General features: G+C 50.2%; 15 protein-coding genes. 7 read left to right on the top strand and 8 right to left on the bottom strand.

Going from position 1 to position 15,864, the window contains the following annotated elements; all coding sequences use genetic code 11:
• Nucleotides 1-25: 25 nt before the first annotated feature.
• Nucleotides 26-571 (bottom strand): adenine phosphoribosyltransferase, encoded by a 546-nt coding sequence (apt, locus tag BZG23_RS01220; RefSeq protein ID WP_077606011.1) that lies wholly within the window; start codon nt 569-571, stop codon nt 26-28.
• A 37-nt stretch (nt 572-608) separates the two neighbouring features.
• A complete protein-coding gene (locus BZG23_RS01215; protein WP_046073583.1) occupies nt 609-1,016 on the bottom strand; it encodes a YbaN family protein in 408 nt (135 codons plus the stop codon).
• A gap of 434 nt (nt 1,017-1,450) precedes the next feature.
• Here BZG23_RS01215 and BZG23_RS01210 point away from each other — a divergent pair, with 434 nt between their 5' ends.
• Entirely contained in the window at nt 1,451-1,834 is a 384-nt protein-coding gene (locus BZG23_RS01210; RefSeq protein WP_046073585.1) for a hypothetical protein, read from the top strand.
• Between the two features lie 118 nt (nt 1,835-1,952).
• Here the strand turns inward: BZG23_RS01210 and BZG23_RS01205 are convergent, their stop codons facing one another.
• Complete coding sequence (locus tag BZG23_RS01205) at nt 1,953-2,597, bottom strand: YccT family protein (protein ID WP_077605907.1); 645 nt, start codon at nt 2,595-2,597, stop codon at nt 1,953-1,955.
• A gap of 88 nt (nt 2,598-2,685) precedes the next feature.
• Nucleotides 2,686-3,684, bottom strand: coding sequence for a porin (locus BZG23_RS01200; RefSeq protein ID WP_077605906.1), 999 nt, complete (start codon nt 3,682-3,684; stop codon nt 2,686-2,688).
• 536 nt (nt 3,685-4,220) lie between these two features.
• Here BZG23_RS01200 and dinG point away from each other — a divergent pair.
• The 6 genes from dinG (at nt 4,221) to BZG23_RS01170 (ending at nt 10,789) form a co-directional block, all read left to right on the top strand.
• Complete coding sequence (gene dinG, locus BZG23_RS01195) at nt 4,221-6,293, top strand: ATP-dependent DNA helicase DinG (RefSeq protein WP_077605905.1); 2,073 nt, start codon at nt 4,221-4,223, stop codon at nt 6,291-6,293.
• A gap of 14 nt (nt 6,294-6,307) precedes the next feature.
• Nucleotides 6,308-7,081: a sulfite exporter TauE/SafE family protein gene (locus BZG23_RS01190; RefSeq protein ID WP_077578509.1), complete on the top strand. Its 774-nt coding sequence runs from the start codon at nt 6,308-6,310 to the stop codon at nt 7,079-7,081.
• Nucleotides 7,082-7,104: 23 nt separating this feature from the next.
• A complete protein-coding gene (locus BZG23_RS01185; protein ID WP_241837164.1) occupies nt 7,105-7,656 on the top strand; it encodes a primosomal replication protein in 552 nt (183 codons plus the stop codon).
• Nucleotides 7,657-7,670: 14 nt separating this feature from the next.
• On the top strand, nt 7,671-8,597 hold the full coding sequence (locus BZG23_RS01180) for a histone deacetylase family protein (protein WP_077605904.1): 927 nt from the start codon (nt 7,671-7,673) through the stop codon (nt 8,595-8,597).
• Entirely contained in the window at nt 8,594-8,776 is a 183-nt protein-coding gene (locus tag BZG23_RS01175) for a DUF2496 domain-containing protein (protein WP_077605903.1), read from the top strand. Before BZG23_RS01180 ends, BZG23_RS01175 begins: the two co-directional genes overlap by 4 nt.
• Nucleotides 8,777-9,358: 582 nt before the next feature.
• Complete coding sequence (locus BZG23_RS01170; RefSeq protein ID WP_077605902.1) at nt 9,359-10,789, top strand: alanine/glycine:cation symporter family protein; 1,431 nt, start codon at nt 9,359-9,361, stop codon at nt 10,787-10,789.
• A 105-nt stretch (nt 10,790-10,894) separates the two neighbouring features.
• Here BZG23_RS01170 and BZG23_RS01165 read toward each other — a convergent pair whose 3' ends face one another.
• The 4 genes from BZG23_RS01165 to BZG23_RS01150 all read right to left on the bottom strand — a co-directional run bounded on the left by BZG23_RS01165 (nt 10,895) and on the right by BZG23_RS01150 (nt 15,627).
• Complete coding sequence (locus tag BZG23_RS01165) at nt 10,895-11,098, bottom strand: hypothetical protein (RefSeq protein ID WP_046073593.1); 204 nt, start codon at nt 11,096-11,098, stop codon at nt 10,895-10,897.
• Nucleotides 11,099-11,231: 133 nt separating this feature from the next.
• Entirely contained in the window at nt 11,232-11,963 is a 732-nt protein-coding gene (locus tag BZG23_RS01160; RefSeq protein ID WP_046073594.1) for a 3'-5' exonuclease, read from the bottom strand.
• 9 nt (nt 11,964-11,972) lie between these two features.
• Complete coding sequence (locus tag BZG23_RS01155) at nt 11,973-13,850, bottom strand: DUF294 nucleotidyltransferase-like domain-containing protein (protein ID WP_046073595.1); 1,878 nt, start codon at nt 13,848-13,850, stop codon at nt 11,973-11,975.
• A 160-nt stretch (nt 13,851-14,010) separates the two neighbouring features.
• Nucleotides 14,011-15,627, bottom strand: coding sequence for a BCCT family transporter (locus BZG23_RS01150; protein WP_198531467.1), 1,617 nt, complete (start codon nt 15,625-15,627; stop codon nt 14,011-14,013).
• Nucleotides 15,628-15,864: the final 237 nt, after the last annotated feature.

Raw genomic sequence — 15,864 nt, 5'->3', positions numbered from 1 at the left:
GCGGGACCCTGCATATAGCCTGGCATTAATGGCCTGCAAATTCGCACAAGCTATAAACGTTGATCCCAAGCGCGGCCAGCTTTTCTTCACCGCCGATATCCGGCAAGCTTATCACAAACCCAGCATGCGCCACGGTGCCGCCTAAACGGCGTACCAGCTTCACGGTGGCTTCTATGGTGCCGCCTGTCGCCAGTAGATCATCAATCACCAGTACTTGATCCCCCTCAGCAATCGCATCACGATGGATTTCCAGGGTATCTTCACCGTATTCTAGCTGATAGTTTTCGCTGATCACCGCGCGTGGCAACTTGCCAGGCTTACGCACTGGCACAAACGGGAGCCCTAGCGCAAGCGCCAATGGTGCACCAAATAAAAAGCCACGTGACTCGGTACCAATCACCTTGGTAAATCCATGATCGCGGTATTGCGCAACCAGGGCATCAATGGAGGCTTGGTAGGCAGCAGGGTCTTCCATTAAGCTGGTGACATCGCGAAATAAGATGCCAGGTTTGGGATAGTCTGGGATGGTTTGAATACTTTGTTTGATGACATTCAAGCTGTCGGTGCTCATGGCCAATTCTCGCCGGTAAAAAACGCAAACCGTCATGTTATGAATTTTCGGCCGAACCAGCAACAGATTCCGTTTCAGGTAGGCGGAGAAACCAGCATAAGAGCACAATTAGGCAGGTAACCAGTAACGCTTTCAGCCACATCGCCCCGACGATATAAATGGAGAAGCTAAAACTTGCCACTATCATGACGGTCGCGCGTCGTTTTACTTTGCGACTAATCGCGCGCTTTTGGTACCAGTCCGTCAATATCGGCCCGAACGTTGGATGGGCGTGGAGCCAGTTAGCGATACGAGGAGAGCCTCGCATAAAGCAACCACTGGCGAGCAGCAAAAACGGCGTGGTCGGGAGTACCGGCAAAAAGGCGCCTGCCGCACCCAGCGCGACCCATAACCAACCTAACCCGTTCCATAACCAACGCCATGCGGCTGTCGGTGCTTGTTGCATAGTCTCTATTACCCTTCGATTACCCTTCGATTCGAGATGGTCGCGCTTGTTCACTCATGCTAAGTGTAGTGTCAGAGACGATGGAGGTACAGGGTGGCGAATAAGGAATGCCGCACGGCGAGTGAATAAGGCGGTGATTAGCCGCCAAAAATAATGCCAAGCCAAGTGAGACTGGCAGGTAAGGTCGGGATCAGTAATACCAGCAGGAAGCCGATGAAGTACTTGACGTTATAAGGCTCTTTAAAATCATGTTCCATTTTGTTACTTCACTCACAACAGCATAACAACAGTGAGCGGGTACTATAGCTCAGGTCAACACCGCTAAAAACGGACTCTTTGTAAGGTTTTAGCCGGTTCATTGATTTACATCAGGGTAACAACTTGTGTGACTGCGTCATGATAAAAGTCATTTTAGCCAATCAAGCGAACTGACCATGGATAAAACAACCCTTGCTCAGCTGGGGCGTGAACTTAACCGCGAACGCACTGAGCTAGTAGCAACATTAACCACGCGATTGCGTGAAGACTGGGACAAGCATTGCGAGAACCTCACCATTTCGGATCTGATTAAAGAAAGCCAAGGGGTACCTGGCGCCATCCGATGCCTCGGTGAACGTTTAGAAAAAGTCGATGCGGCTTTATGTGCCATGGATTTGGAGATTTATGGCTTGTGTGCCGATTGTGAAAGTGAAATTCCACTGGATGATTTAATGAAAGACGCCGCCGAGCAGCGCTGCCCACAGTGCCGTGCGTCAAATTATTATCATCACGATCCAGCCACTCGCCGAGCCACAGCTGGAGCACGTAAAACCGTGTGATCGCGAGGTTGACTTTCGCTTGTCTCATCGTGGCTTAAACGGAACGCGCCCAGCATCAGCTGGGCGCGTTTTTTATTGACTGTTTAAAGACCAACGATCACACATCATCCTAAGGCGCTTAATCTTGGTCAATAATCCAACGACGGAACGACTTACGCTCTTGGTCACTGGCTTTAGTATACCAAAGCTTTAACTGCGACAAGGCATCACCTTTGATCGAGGCTTTACCTTGATCATCCACCTCGACCAATACATCGTTGAGGTTCTTGCTTTCACCTTGGTCGATAATGATGCCATTCTCACGGTTGTACTCCGCCACCAAGGCCTCCATATCGGCATAGGCGGCAAAACCATCCCCTTTTAACTCGACGGCCTCTAAAGGCATCACATCACCGTTATCGAACTCGGCTTGCCATTGAGCATCGTCAAAATAATGCTCTGCTTGGACTTTTGTTTTTAGTCGAGTATCGAGATCAATCGTCGTATCACGCCCATCAACGTTGAGTTCAAAGAGGTACGGTCGTGATGTAAAGACAAGATCTCGACTACCTCGCTTCACCTCACCCTCAAATCGCACCACAATTTGATGGTTGCCATCCGGCAACTCAATTGTCTGAGTTGGAGACCAGTTGTCAAACGTTACTTTTTCGCCATCAACAACAACGAATTCGATATTGCGTGCTGAGGTAATCTCTGCGGCATTAATCACACCCGATGCCATGAGAGTACATAGCACCAAGCTCACACCTACTATTTTTTTCATCTTTTCTCCAAACCGTGATAATAAAAAAGCCGCCCTAAGGCGGCTTTTGTAACCAGTGCTACGTTTAGCAATGATGGTGTAAGTTCAATTAGAACTTAACTTCCATACCAGCTACGTAACCCCAGTCTTGCTCGTCACCGTCGCTGTCACCTACTTCAGCGTACACTTTTGCGTTGCTGTGCAGTGCGTAAGTAACGTTAGCGTAGTAACCGTTTACGTCGTCTTGTTGACCGTCAACATCTTTGTTGTCAAAGCCGATTGCGTAAGTAGTTTTACCCATGGTGTAGTCAGCAGCGATAGACACATAATCAGTGTCAGTATCTACACCATTCAAGTCTGCTGATTTACGACCAACAGAAGCTGCGATGCCCACGTTTTCGATACCTGCGTACTCAACTTCGAAGTTGTAGGTATCAACTGAGTCATCGCTATCACGGTTGATGTTGTCAGCTTTTTGATAGTAAACACGTGCGTCGGCGTCAGCTACGCGGTAGCCTAAACGGCCTTCGTAGATTGCGATGTCATCACCAGCGCCGTAGTAACCGTCAGTGCCAGCAGTTTGAGAATCGTCTTCAAAGCCGTCGCTCTTATCAGTATAAGTCGCCGCTGCGTAGAAAGTACCGTTGTCGTAAACGTACTTGCCTACTTGTTGCGCGTGAGTGTAGTCAGAGCCAAACGAGTTTACAGATAGCTCGTAGTCTTTAGTGATACCAGCGTCATCCATCAGCAATAGCTGACGACCCGCGGTGAATTGACCCCAGCCACCTTTCAAACCAACGTAAAGCACGTTGTTTTCAACATTACCGTTTGTGCCGGTGTTGTCGTCTGCGCCTTCGAATTCGAAATCAACAGCAGCGATTGCGCTCAGTTTGTCAGAAACGCTTACTTCAGTATCAAACTGAACATCACCGTCGTCTAGACGCCATGCACCGTCACGGTCGTTGCCGATTTTCTGGATGTACTGAACTTCAGCTGCACCAGAAACGTCTACTTTAACGCCTTCTGCGTCATACAGGTTGATGCTTGCTGATGCTGAGCCAGCAGCCAGCAGAGCTGGTACTGCCATTGCTAGAATAGTCTTTTTCATGGTTAATCCACTGCCTTTTCTATTTAGTCATTATGAGTTCCTTCATGGAACTCTGTTTTATGGTGACTGTCACTCTATTATCAGCAGCAAACGCTGCGAAGAACAAAATGCCAGTTCACTGAAACTTCGTGGCTAATCGTGCAGAACAAATGTGGTTCTGTCAACTCGTCGGAAGCGCATTACAATCTAGGCAAAAACCGCTTAAAAACAATAATATAGTGACATTTACTGAACTGAGATCACAGTTTAACTGACTCGACACCCGCCTTTTGATGAAAATAAACAACAAACACTAACAACACAAAACACCAAAAAATGTGATTTTTTCCTCTTACATTAGAATAAAAAACTAATCAGTAGCTTAAATCAGGCGTTTTGTTAATCAAACGGCAGATCAGCAAGATAGCGAAGAATGGTTCAAATTAAATTCGTGACCAGGATCTCATATCTGTAAGGAAATCTTGCAGTTCGCGATCGTTTTCACGTTTTTGCCCCGTGTTATACTAGGCGTCAACCTTTGCAACTCGGACCTGTTGATGCTCAGCCCTGCCGTAAAATCAGACATTCGCGCGTGCTATCAAACGCTACAAGATCAACTTCCCCACTTTATTCCCCGTAAAGCTCAGAACTATTTGGTGGCAGAGCTCGCGAAAACCCTAGCTGGCGATTACGCGCCTAAACGGCGACTATTAGTGGCAGAAGCAGGCACAGGGGTCGGTAAGTCGATGGCCTATCTGATGGGTGCGATCCCGTTTGCACTCAACAACAATAAAAAAGTGGTGATTTCAACCGCGACGGTGGCGTTGCAAGAACAGCTTGCCAATAAAGACATCCCGTTTTTTCATCGCATCTGCCCCAAACCGTTCGATTTTATTTTAGCCAAAGGGCGTCAACGCTATTGCTGTGCACATAAGCTCAGTGCGGTAGCGGACATGGAAAGCATTCAAGGGGCGCTATTTACCCAAAAACCCAAGCGCAGCGAACAATCTTTACTCAACGATCTCTACGCTGCGCTGAGTCGGGGTAAGTGGGATGGTGACAGAGACAGTTGGCCAAAACCCATTGCTGATCATCTTTGGCAGGCTATCGCCTCTGATAAGCACACTTGTCATGCCGGTTTGCCCGCCCACCGTGCTTGCCCGTTTGCTAAAGCACGAGAGGCGATGGATAAAGCGGATGTGGTGGTGGTGAACCACAGTTTGCTGCTCGCCGATCTCGAACTCGGCGGCGGAGTGATCTTGCCCGARCCGGAGCAATGCCTGTATATGATTGACGAGGCTCATCACTTGCCCACTGTCGCGCGAGACTTTTCGGCCGCCAGTGCCAGCCTGTTGGGTGTGGTCAGCTGGTTGGAAAAGCTCAATCAAGCGACGACCAAGTTGGGGAATACCGCTGATATTAAGCGCGCACATCGGTTTGTGGATAGCTTGCTAGACGCGATTCAAACCTTAATCCCAGGCTTACGCGAGGTTAAACAACAGCTCAGTCAATTGCCGCTCAACGATGATGGTTGCTACCGCTTTGCTGATGGCGAGCTCCCCGATGCGCTTATCTCACCCAGTGAGCAACTCAAAACGGCGAGCAAAAAAGCCCATCAGGCATTGGGAAAAATTCATGATTTGATCAATGAACGTCTGAAAGAAAATGACATTTCGGCCAAACTGGCTGATCCGGCGCTCGCGGAAACGGCTTTTTTCCTGCAACGGTTAGAAAATTTAGAAAAGGTGTGGACCTTGATGGCTCAACCTAATTCGGATAAAGGCGCCCCCTTGGCACGTTGGGTGCGAGCGTGTCGCGAGCGCGAAGGCGACCTTTGGATCCATGTCTCCCCCTTGGAAGTGGGTTGGCGTTTAGACCAAATGCTCTGGTCCCGTGCAGCCGGGGTTGGCCTCTTTTCCGCGACCTTACGTGCACTCAACCGGTTCAGTTATTTCTGCCGTCAAGTGGGCTTGAGCGAAACCGACGGCTCGCGTTATTTAGCCTTACCTTCGCCATTTGATTACCCCAACAAAGCGCGCTTGGTGATCCCGACGATGCCTTGTGAACCTCAAGCGAGCGACTTTACGGATGTGCTGAGCGATAAAATACTCGAACATCTGGAAGGCGAACGCGCCTCTTTGGTGCTCTTCGCCTCCTACTGGCAAATGCAGCAAGTGACAAAAGCGATAGAAAGCACCTGCAAGCAACGGGGCTGGCAGCTGCTTTGCCAAGGGAGCCAGTCGCGTACCGGATTACTAAAGGCGCATCAGCAAGCGGTTAACGCTGATAAAACCAGTATCATTTTTGGCACCGGCAGCTTTTCCGAAGGCCTGGACTTACCGGGCAACTTATTGACCAACCTCATTATTACTAAGATCCCTTTTGCCGTGCCCACCTCGCCGGTTGAAGAAGCGCACGCGGAGTATATCGAGCGCTGTGGTGGCAACCCGTTTTTACAAATCGCGGTGCCAGAAGCGAGTAAAAAGCTTGTACAATCAGTCGGTCGTCTACTGCGCAAAGAAGAGGACTCTGGTAAAGTAGTGCTTCTTGACCGGCGCATTATCACCCGTAGATATGGCCAATCCTTACTCGACTCGCTACCTCCCTTTACACGCGTGATCGAACCTTAAACTGACGAGTTAACATGCTGGAACTGATTGACCTCTCTACTTTAGTTATTCTGGGGCTAACCGCGTTTGTCGCTGGATTTATTGATGCGGTAGCTGGCGGTGGCGGCATGCTCACTGTCCCTGCCCTATTATCACTTGGCCTGCCGCCGCATGTTGCGTTAGGCACCAATAAGCTGGCCGCGACCTTTGCGTCGAGCACCGCCGCGTTCACTTATTATAAAAAGCGCCTATTTTCTCCCTTATTTTGGCAGCATGCGTTTTGGGGGACCTTAATTGGCGCCACGGCCGGCACCCTGCTGGTGGACGTTCTGAGTACCGAATGGTTAGAGAAGGCCATTCCCATTGTGGTGTTGGTCGCCGCGGTGTATACCATCTGGCATCCACACCCTAAAGGCGATAACAACCAGCTACCCGCACGTTGCCCAAAGCTGCCCATAAAACAGTGGAGTCAGGGTTTATCACTTGGCTTTTATGACGGAGTGGCAGGCCCGGGAACCGGCGCGTTTTGGACGGTTTCCACCATGTCGCTCTATCGGATGAATATTTTGCTATCTTCGGGATTAGCAAAGGCGATGAACTTTACCAGTAACTTCACCTCACTGGTGGCGTTCGCGCTGTTAGGCCATGTAAGCTGGGCGCTGGGCTTAACCATGGGAGCCTGCTTAATGCTAGGGGCTTTTATTGGCGCTCACTCAGCCATCCGCTTTGGTAGCCGTTTTATTCGCCCTATTTTTATCACCGCGGTGGTTATTCTAGCGGGCAAACTCGCCGTTGATGCTTGGTTCTAACCCTCATTGAGAGAGAAAACATCATGAAAGCGCAAATCGATGCCATGGCTCAACATTTAGATCAACTCGCCGTTCAAGCCGCAGAGGTTGATCGTCGCCGAGGAGAAGCCAAGGCACCGCTATTTGCCACGCCACTTTTTCACTGCAAAGGTAAGTTATTAACGCCCTGTGTTAATGAAGCACAAGGCCTGTTAGCCGTGATGCGCCGCGAWCATCAGCAAGGGGTACTAACGGATGCGCGAGCCACCCATATTTGCGAAACCTTGTTAGCACAAATCACCGCACTCCAACGTGAACTTGCCACTCAACCTTTACGTAAGCAAGAACAAGCACGTCGTGGGCCAAGACGCCAATCTATCGGTGAGCTCTATCAAGACTTGGCCAAGCATCAAGACTGGGAGCGGCGTCTCGCCGACAAACTCCGTGATGCCAACGCCAGTGTTGAGATGGCCTCCAGTCCGGCTGTACGGCAACAGCATCAAAAGCAAGTTCTCGCGCTCGAGCAGCGTCTAGCGCGGTGCACCAAAGCTCGAGAACGTATTGAAACCACCATTACTTACCGGGAAAAGCGATAACGTAAGGAGCGAATGTGCTACCACTGATATACCATCCCATTTACTCTGATTTCCCGCTTCCCGAGGGTCACCGTTATCCACTGCAAAAGTACCGGCTGCTGTTCGAACGATTGCAAGCGCTTGGATTGCCGGTTGAGTTTTACCAGCCCACCGCCGCGCACAGAGAGATCATTGACGCGATTCATGACCCCGCCTATGTGAGTCAATTACTCGAGGGCAACTTGCCTTTGGTAAAAATGCGCCGTATTGGGTTTCCTTGGAGTAAGTCGCTAATAAAGCGCAGTTTAACCTCACTGGGTGGCACCACCTTAACGGTGGATCAGGCATTGCGCACGGGTCTGGCTATTCACCTTACCGGCGGCTACCATCACGCCCATTATGACTTTGGCAGTGGCTTTTGTTTATTTAACGACTTAATGATTGCTGCGCGTCATGCCCTCACGCAGCCGGGCATAGAGACAGTGATGATCGTCGATTGCGATGTTCACCACGGTGACGGCACCGCCGCGCTAGCCTCCTCACATCCAGATATTGTGACCTTTTCCGTCCACTGTGAGAAAAATTTCCCCTCGCGAAAGCCATCATCAACGCTTGATTTACCCCTCCCGATTGGCACCCAAGATAGCGACTATCTCGATGCCTTTTTGCCTTTACTCGACCTTGCACTGGCTCAGCACCGCCCCGACATGGTGATCTATGATGCGGGTGTCGACGTGCATAAAGACGATGCGTTGGGGTATTTGTCACTTACCGCTGAGGGTATTTTTCAACGCGACACAGGCGTGTTATCACGGTGTGCCTCCCACCAGATACCTGTCGCTGCGGTCATAGGAGGAGGCTATCATGACACCCATGAGCAGCTAATCCCGTTGCACGAACAACTGATACAAGCCGCGCTCACCCACTTTCCCGACTTTTCCGCCAGCCTGGAGGCATCATGACCGACTCACATTCTTCCTCGTCAAAAGCACTCGAAGAGGCCCCCGACGACGTTAAACTCGCCGTCGATCTTATTTACTTGCTTGAAAGCCATGCTATCGATACCGACACAGCGCTCTCCGCGATCGATATCGTTAAGCATGATTTGCTGACCAAAAAAGCGGCGTCATCCAGTGAATAAGTCACCTTTATCTACCGGTTCGGGCAAATTCGTTCGACAGTCGGTACGATAAATCGGCGGTAATATGAGGCATTGATCACATTTCGTTCAGCGCGCAAGAAAACGTTATTTAGTCAAAAAATACGGAGTAATATGCGAAAAGCGTCGAGATGACTGCTTTAACATCAAGTAATTAGCATGCAACCCATTACATTCTTGTTACAGTTTTTAGTGCTGTTATTAACACCCAAGACCGCTCAAAAWACCAACAGATCAATAATCATCTAGTGTTTTGTCTCACAAATGTCGGTATTATCCGGCGTGCTCCACCTAGTGTATTGATGTGCTAAGACATCGCTATCACTGGCAACGGCGCACTCTGGCAACAGCCGAGCATGGATTCAAAATGCTGTTGCAGATCCAACATCGCGCGTCATAGCAAGCCAGATGTTTTGGTGCTATCGCGCGTTTCGTTGCTCACCTGCATGGACGGCAGAGATCTCACATGGACAGTGGTTGTCGACCCTCGCTCTTTCACGATGAACCTGAGTTCACGTGTTTATCGAGTTAGGCGTCTCCCAACAGACAAAACAGAGTTTAATGATGGAACAACTTAAAAATCTATTTGTGTCCATAGTCGATACAGGTAACGGCCTCCTTTGGGGCAGCGTACTCATTTATCTTTTGATTGGCTTAGGTTTGTACTTCACCGTACGATCTGGCTTTATTCAATTCCGTAACTTTGGCCACATGTTCAAACTCATGGCCAACAGCCGCGATGGCGCGTCAGGTGGTATCTCTTCTTTCCAAGCCTTTAGTACCAGTCTGGCAGCGCGCGTCGGTACCGGAAACATGGCCGGTGTGGCCGTCGCACTCTATCTGGGTGGCCCTGGTGCTATCTTCTGGATGTGGCTAACGGCATTGGTCGGCATGGCAACCAGTTTCGTCGAGTCCACCTTGGCGCAGGCGTACAAAGTTAACCACAACGATAAGACCTTTCGCGGTGGCCCGGCTTACTACATTGAGAAAGGCTTAGGTCAGCGCTGGTTAGGTATTGCGTTCGCTATTTGTCTGATTATCGCCTTTGGTCTGGCGTTTAACGGTGTCCAGTCCAACTCGATTGCTGCAGCAATGAATACCGCGTTTGGCTTTGATGCCTTAGCGGTTGGCATCGCCCTTGCCGTAGTGACCGCACCCGTGATTTTTGGCGGTATGCGTTCGGTTGCGCGTGTGGCGGAGCTGATCGTGCCGTTTATGGCACTGGCGTATTTGCTGGTTGCGCTTGTCGTGGTTGGCATGAATATCGAGCAGCTACCTGCTGTGATCTCCACCATTGTTAAAAGCGCGCTCGGGCTTGAACAAGCGGCGGGTGGTGCAATGGGTTATGCGATCGCGCAAGCGATGATGCACGGTATCAAGCGCGGTTTGTTCTCAAACGAAGCAGGTATGGGTTCAGCACCGAATGCGGCCGCTACCGCAACCACCAAGCCAAATCACCCAGCGGCGCAAGGCTATGTTCAGATGCTGGGTGTTTTTGTCGACACCATCGTTATCTGTACCGCGACAGCATCGATCATCTTGATCTCCGGTATGCTTGAGCCAAATAGCGGCCTAACGGGTATTGCGCTTACCCAAGAAGCATTGGTTAGCCAAGTGGGTGACTGGGGTGCGGCGTTTATTGCTATCGCAATCCTCTTATTCGCTTTCACCTCTATCATTGCCAACTATTCTTATGGTGAGTCAAACATCGAGTATATTTTCCGCTCGAAAAACGCGATTCTACTCTACCGTATTGCTGTGCTAGCTATGGTGTTGGTGGGATCGATTACCGACTTACCGTTAATCTGGAGCTTTGCTGACTTGTCGATGGGCATGATGGCCGTGATCAACTTGGTGGCGATTGCGCTCTTGTCGGGTGTCGCCTTCGCGCTGATGAAAGACTATGAAGACCAGCGCCGTGCGGGCAAGAACCCAACCTTTGATCGCACCAAGTTCCCGAAACTGGATAAGCAAATCGATAAAGACGTTTGGTAATCCCCTACGGGTCATACGAAAAAACCACCGAGAAATCGGTGGTTTTTTGCACTCACTTTTAAGTCTTAGGCTTGCGCTGTCGCCGTTATACCAAAGTTTCTAAGGCTACACGCTCAACCAATAGCCAATGAGTAGGGCGAAAACAAGACACGCGCCCGCATAAAACCCCAACTCAATCTTACGTGCGGTCATGTCCTCAGCCTCTTCAGGCTTTAAAGTGATCCCCCAATACGCAAAGCCAATGGACGATGACAGCAATAGCACACCGAGACCGAACGCTAACCCTTCAACCGCATGGATCAATGTCATTTTTCCTCTCACTTTCGTCACTGACTTGTAGCACGTTGATTATACGCCTTATCAGTCATTACGAAAACCATCAGCAAAGGGTTCATTGTCTCGCCACGAGCCTCTACTTTAGTCGCGAGGACCGTTCCCACGGTTAGCGCCATAGTTCACTGATGGGCGTGTCCGGTGAAAAGTCATGGGCAATTTGCGCTTGCAGTAGTTCAGCCGTTGCCATCGCATCCGTCAGCGCATGGTGGCTCTGGTAAAAGGGTAAGTGATAACGATGACGACTATCGGCTAAACGAATCGACTCAGGCGGGCGACGGGCAATCCAATCCATAAAGCTGCGTTTACCGTTTCTATGTTTGCGCGCTTCTAATTCCATGGTATCGACCATTGGGAAAATGATCCCCTCGCCTAGGCGCTGTTTGATCGCACGGTCCAGAAACTCCCGCTCAATACGGCGATAATGAACCACGACTACTGAGCCGGCTAGCGCGCTCAGTAAAGGTTCAATCACATGCGAAAAGTCAGGGGCATTCACGATATCTGAGTGGGTGATCCCATGAATGACAATCGACGACTCTGCCAACGGCCGGTTAGGGTTAACAATCCAGTGTTGCGCATGCTGACAACGAATGCGATTCAGGGTAAAGGGCACCAAGCCAATACTGACAATCGCATCTTGCTGGCTATCAAGCCCTGTGGTTTCAAAGTCTAACGCCACAAAAGACACCTGGGAGACAGGCGTATCAGGCGATACCCAGCCTTGCTGATAAAACGCTTGCAACGTCTCATGCTGGACCGTCTCACGTTTGGTTTCCAGCATGGCACGCCAATCCACGTCGTCGGCATCCTCTTTTTTTCTCAAATCGAAATGAAGCATACCCTCCCCTTAAGACCGATTCGGCTGATAGCGGAATTTCAAGAACTTCTGCGCGTTACTTAAGATCTGAAATGCATCTTTTAAGTTTCGACGTTCAAAGTCAGATAGGTTCTCTGGCTCGATGTTGTTGTCCGGCTCGCGACCCGCTTCGATGTCTAACGCTTGATGACGAATGCGCACCATAGAGATAAATTCCATTGCATCGCGTAAGTCTGGGCCTCGACCTTTAGGCAAGATCCCCGACTCGATAATATCGTCCAAACGCTCAAAGGAGTTTTGCGAGCGTGAATCGATCGCCAATGAATGTACCCGAATTAGATCGGCCAAAGGTGCCGTGCCACGACGTTTTAAGTTAATGGAATTGTTATGACGCCCGTCTTGCTCCATGACAAAGTCTTTGAAAAAGCCCAGTGGCGGTGTGCGATTGAGCGCATTGCGTGCCATCGCCGCCAAGAAGCGGTTGTTGCGGCGCGCACGACGACCAATAAAGGCTTTAAGTTGCTCTGCCCAGTTGGTGCGACCATGGACGCCATCAAGGTCAAAAAAGATATTGCTATCAAGTAGCGATCGCGGACTGGGATTATCAATCCAATCAGCAAAGCATTGCTCCCACTCTTTCAGCGTTTTTCGCCACTCAGGGTTAGTCGCCATAATATTGCCGGTGCAATACGTATACCCACACGCATTCAATCCATCAGAGACACGTTTAGACAAGGCTTCAAAATACGCATTGTGCTGACTGTGATCATAACTATCGTCCAAAATAATGGCGTTATCTTGGTCAGTAACAATTAACTGCTCGTCACGTGCCATTGACCCCATGGCCAAAAAGCAATACGGCACTGGCGGCTCACCGAGCTCTTCCTCAGCAAGCTCAAGCAAGCGCTGTTTAAAACTACGGCCAATCACCGACAACGCGGAGCCTATCATATGTGAATTCGCGTCTTCGTTGACCATACGGACAAAGCAATCTTTCACTTGTTTAGACAAGATGACCAAATCATCCACAGATTGTTGGCGGAAGATACTCGCCACCAAGAACAAACTGTTTTGCGACTCATAGCGCGCGATATCAGACAGTGCGACCACACCAATCGGCTTACCGTGTTGAATCACGGGCACATGATGAAGGTTTGAGCGCAAGATGGTCAGCATTGCCTCAAAGATATACGCATTGTGGTCAAGCGTGATCAGCTGTGGTGACATGATTTCTTGCACTGGCGTCTCATAAGGCAACCCTTCCGCTAAGACGCGATTACGTAAGTCACGATCCGTTATGATCCCCAGTACCGGCTTTATACCAGTATCAGGATCTGGCTCATCGCCCATCACCAGAATAGAAGAGACTGTCTCTTGTGACATGACCTGAGCAGCGTGCTGAACCGAGTCCGTACTGGATATCATTACCGGGTCACGGATAATCAGTTTTTTCACTTTTGAGGTGGTCAAATCATTGGCTTCGTTGTGACTCGATACCGCTTGGCGCAATCGGGTTCTGTCCTCTACCTCAACAAAATCAGCAAAGTGCTCAAAGTCATCAAAGAGCCGGTTGAACATCGCCTCTGGGATAAAATAGACCAAGGTATCCTCGATCGCTTTGGCGGGCATCCGGACGCGGTTGTTCATCAAAAGGCCCATCTGACCAAAGATATCGCCTTCTGAAATACGGTTGTACAAGGTTCCATTCCGGCGAAAGAGCTCGACCGCGCCACTGCGCAGGATGGCTAAATCGTGAATTTCATCACCGTAAGCAAAAATATCGGTGCCTGCACGGTAGTAACTGATTTCAATACTGGTTGCTACCTCAGCCACCACCTCTTCCGGCATTGCGTCAAAAGGGGCGTACTGCGCAAGAAATGTCGCGATTTCAATTTGTTCAGCTTCCATAATGCTCACCTAAACCTGCATTTTATTGAAGGGCTCCCCTTTGGGGCATCCGTTCTTTCGCCAGCGGCACAGCTCAAGCGCTGGCCGGGTAATAAAAAAGGCAGCCCCGAAGGCCTGCCTTTCCTATCTTAGCTAACAATCAAACAGTTAGCACACCTGTTTATTTCGCGCGTGGCTCAGAGGCCAAGCCTTTAAACAAGGAGACAGTCGCTACCAGGAGCACCACGGCGAATGGGAAGCCGGTGGAGACAGCCATCGCTTGCAACGCCACCAAGCCGCCGCCAAGGATCAGCGCCACCGCCACTAAACCTTCAAAAGTGGCCCAGAACACCCGTTGTGATACGGGTACATCCATTTTTCCACCCGCCGAGATGGTATCAAGCACTAAAGAGCCTGAGTCGGATGACGTGACGAAGAAGACAATGACAAGAATAATACCAATGAACGAGGTGATCGTCGCAAGTGGCAGGCCTTCAAGCATCGCAAACAACGTCAGAGACAGCTCGGCATCGACAACGGCGGTGTATCCGTCGTTGACAAACTGGTCAATCGCCGTGCCCCCGAATGACGTCATCCAAAGCACACTGGCCGCCGATGGGATCAACAACACACAGGTAATGAACTCGCGTACCGTTCGACCCCGAGATACGCGCGCGATAAACATCCCGACAAATGGTGACCAAGAGATCCACCACGCCCAATAGAAGGATGTCCAACCTTGGGTAAAGTTGGCGTCATCTCGCCCAAATGGCATCGCCAGTGCTGGCAAATTTTCTAAATAGGCGCCGAGATTACCGAAGAAACCGGTCAGAATTGCGAGCGTCGGGCCAACCGCAATCACAAACAGCAACAACAAGAACGCAAGGATAAGATTAAGCTCAGATAGGCGCTTCACCCCTTTATCGACGCCAGCGACAACGGAGAAAATCGCCATCGCGGTGATCACCACCACCAAGATGATCTCGGTCGTTGCGCCTAACGGCGTATCGAACAAGTAATGTAAACCGCCGGACGCTTGTGAGGCACCAATACCGAGCGAGGTGGCAAGACCAAAGAGCGTCGCCACAATAGCTAAAATATCAATCACATGACCGGTCCAGCCCCATACGCGCTCACCAAACAAGGGATAGAACACCGAACGGATAGTCAACGGCAACCCTTTATTGTAAGCAAACAGTGCGAGACCAAGCGCCAGCACCGCATAGATGGCCCAAGGGTGCAGTCCCCAGTGGAAAATGGTCGCGGACATACCTAAACGACGTGCCGCGTCTGTATCCCCCGCGGCACCGCCTAACGGGGCCCAGTCAGTCCGGATACCATTAGCATTTGTCGACGTGCCATCGAGCGCGGTTTGAAAATGCGTCAACGGCTCTGACACGCCATAGAACATAAGACCAATGCCCATACCCGCGGCGAAAAGCATCGCGAACCAGCCACCATAGCCAAAGTCCGGCTTGGCTTCTGTGCCACCCAGCCGCACTTTTCCTAACGGCGAGACAATCAGTATTAAGCAAGCAATGACGAAAACATTACCTGTCGAGAGGAAAAACCAATCGAGATTTGCAGTCAGCCAAGCACGTAAATCGCCAAAAATCGGCCCCATTTTATCTTGAAAGGCCAAGGTCACAAAGACAAAGGCCATAATCGCCAGCCCTGAGACCATAAATACACGGTTGTGAATATCAAAACCAAACGGGCCGACTTTCAAAGCGACGTTATCCTGACCCACTTGGTAGTCAGTGTCGATCGGGTTCACCTGACCGTCTGGTGTCATCATATCTTCATGGCTTTTATCGCTCACGCGTTAACTCCTTAGTCCGTCGATTCACAAGCCTCTCTGTGTTGCTGAACACTGCCGAAGGTTGCTTGGTATTTAAGCGTGATAAAAACACCAAAAAGGGTGGCAATGACAACACGGTCAGCAACAATACCATAGAGCGAACGCGCTTTAATTAGGCCCCTAACCGCTTGGTCACTTTGTCATCAAGGTTGTTACACACATACCTTGCCAGCA

This window comes from Salinivibrio sp. ML290 (assembly GCF_001995695.1).
GTDB lineage: Bacteria > Pseudomonadota > Gammaproteobacteria > Enterobacterales > Vibrionaceae > Salinivibrio > Salinivibrio siamensis.
This window is presented reverse-complemented; position numbering and strand designations above follow the sequence as displayed.

Excerpts from the sequence above, each read along its gene's own strand:
- BZG23_RS01205 (WP_077605907.1), bottom strand. The coding sequence starts at position 2,597 with ATGAAAAAAATAGTAGGTGTGAGCTTGGTGCTATGTACTCTCATGGCA.
- BZG23_RS01215 (WP_046073583.1), bottom strand. The coding sequence starts at position 1,016 with ATGCAACAAGCACCGACAGCCGCATGGCGTTGGTTATGGAACGGGTTA.
- BZG23_RS01165 (WP_046073593.1), bottom strand. The coding sequence starts at position 11,098 with ATGACATTGATCCATGCGGTTGAAGGGTTAGCGTTCGGTCTCGGTGTG.
- BZG23_RS01155 (WP_046073595.1), bottom strand. The coding sequence starts at position 13,850 with ATGGAAGCTGAACAAATTGAAATCGCGACATTTCTTGCGCAGTACGCC.
- apt (WP_077606011.1), bottom strand. The coding sequence starts at position 571 with ATGAGCACCGACAGCTTGAATGTCATCAAACAAAGTATTCAAACCATC.
- BZG23_RS01170 (WP_077605902.1), top strand. The coding sequence starts at position 9,359 with ATGGAACAACTTAAAAATCTATTTGTGTCCATAGTCGATACAGGTAAC.
- BZG23_RS01200 (WP_077605906.1), bottom strand. The coding sequence starts at position 3,684 with ATGAAAAAGACTATTCTAGCAATGGCAGTACCAGCTCTGCTGGCTGCT.
- BZG23_RS01175 (WP_077605903.1), top strand. The coding sequence starts at position 8,594 with ATGACCGACTCACATTCTTCCTCGTCAAAAGCACTCGAAGAGGCCCCC.
- BZG23_RS01190 (WP_077578509.1), top strand. The coding sequence starts at position 6,308 with ATGCTGGAACTGATTGACCTCTCTACTTTAGTTATTCTGGGGCTAACC.
- BZG23_RS01160 (WP_046073594.1), bottom strand. The coding sequence starts at position 11,963 with ATGCTTCATTTCGATTTGAGAAAAAAAGAGGATGCCGACGACGTGGAT.
- BZG23_RS01150 (WP_198531467.1), bottom strand. The coding sequence starts at position 15,627 with ATGATGACACCAGACGGTCAGGTGAACCCGATCGACACTGACTACCAA.
- BZG23_RS01210 (WP_046073585.1), top strand. The coding sequence starts at position 1,451 with ATGGATAAAACAACCCTTGCTCAGCTGGGGCGTGAACTTAACCGCGAA.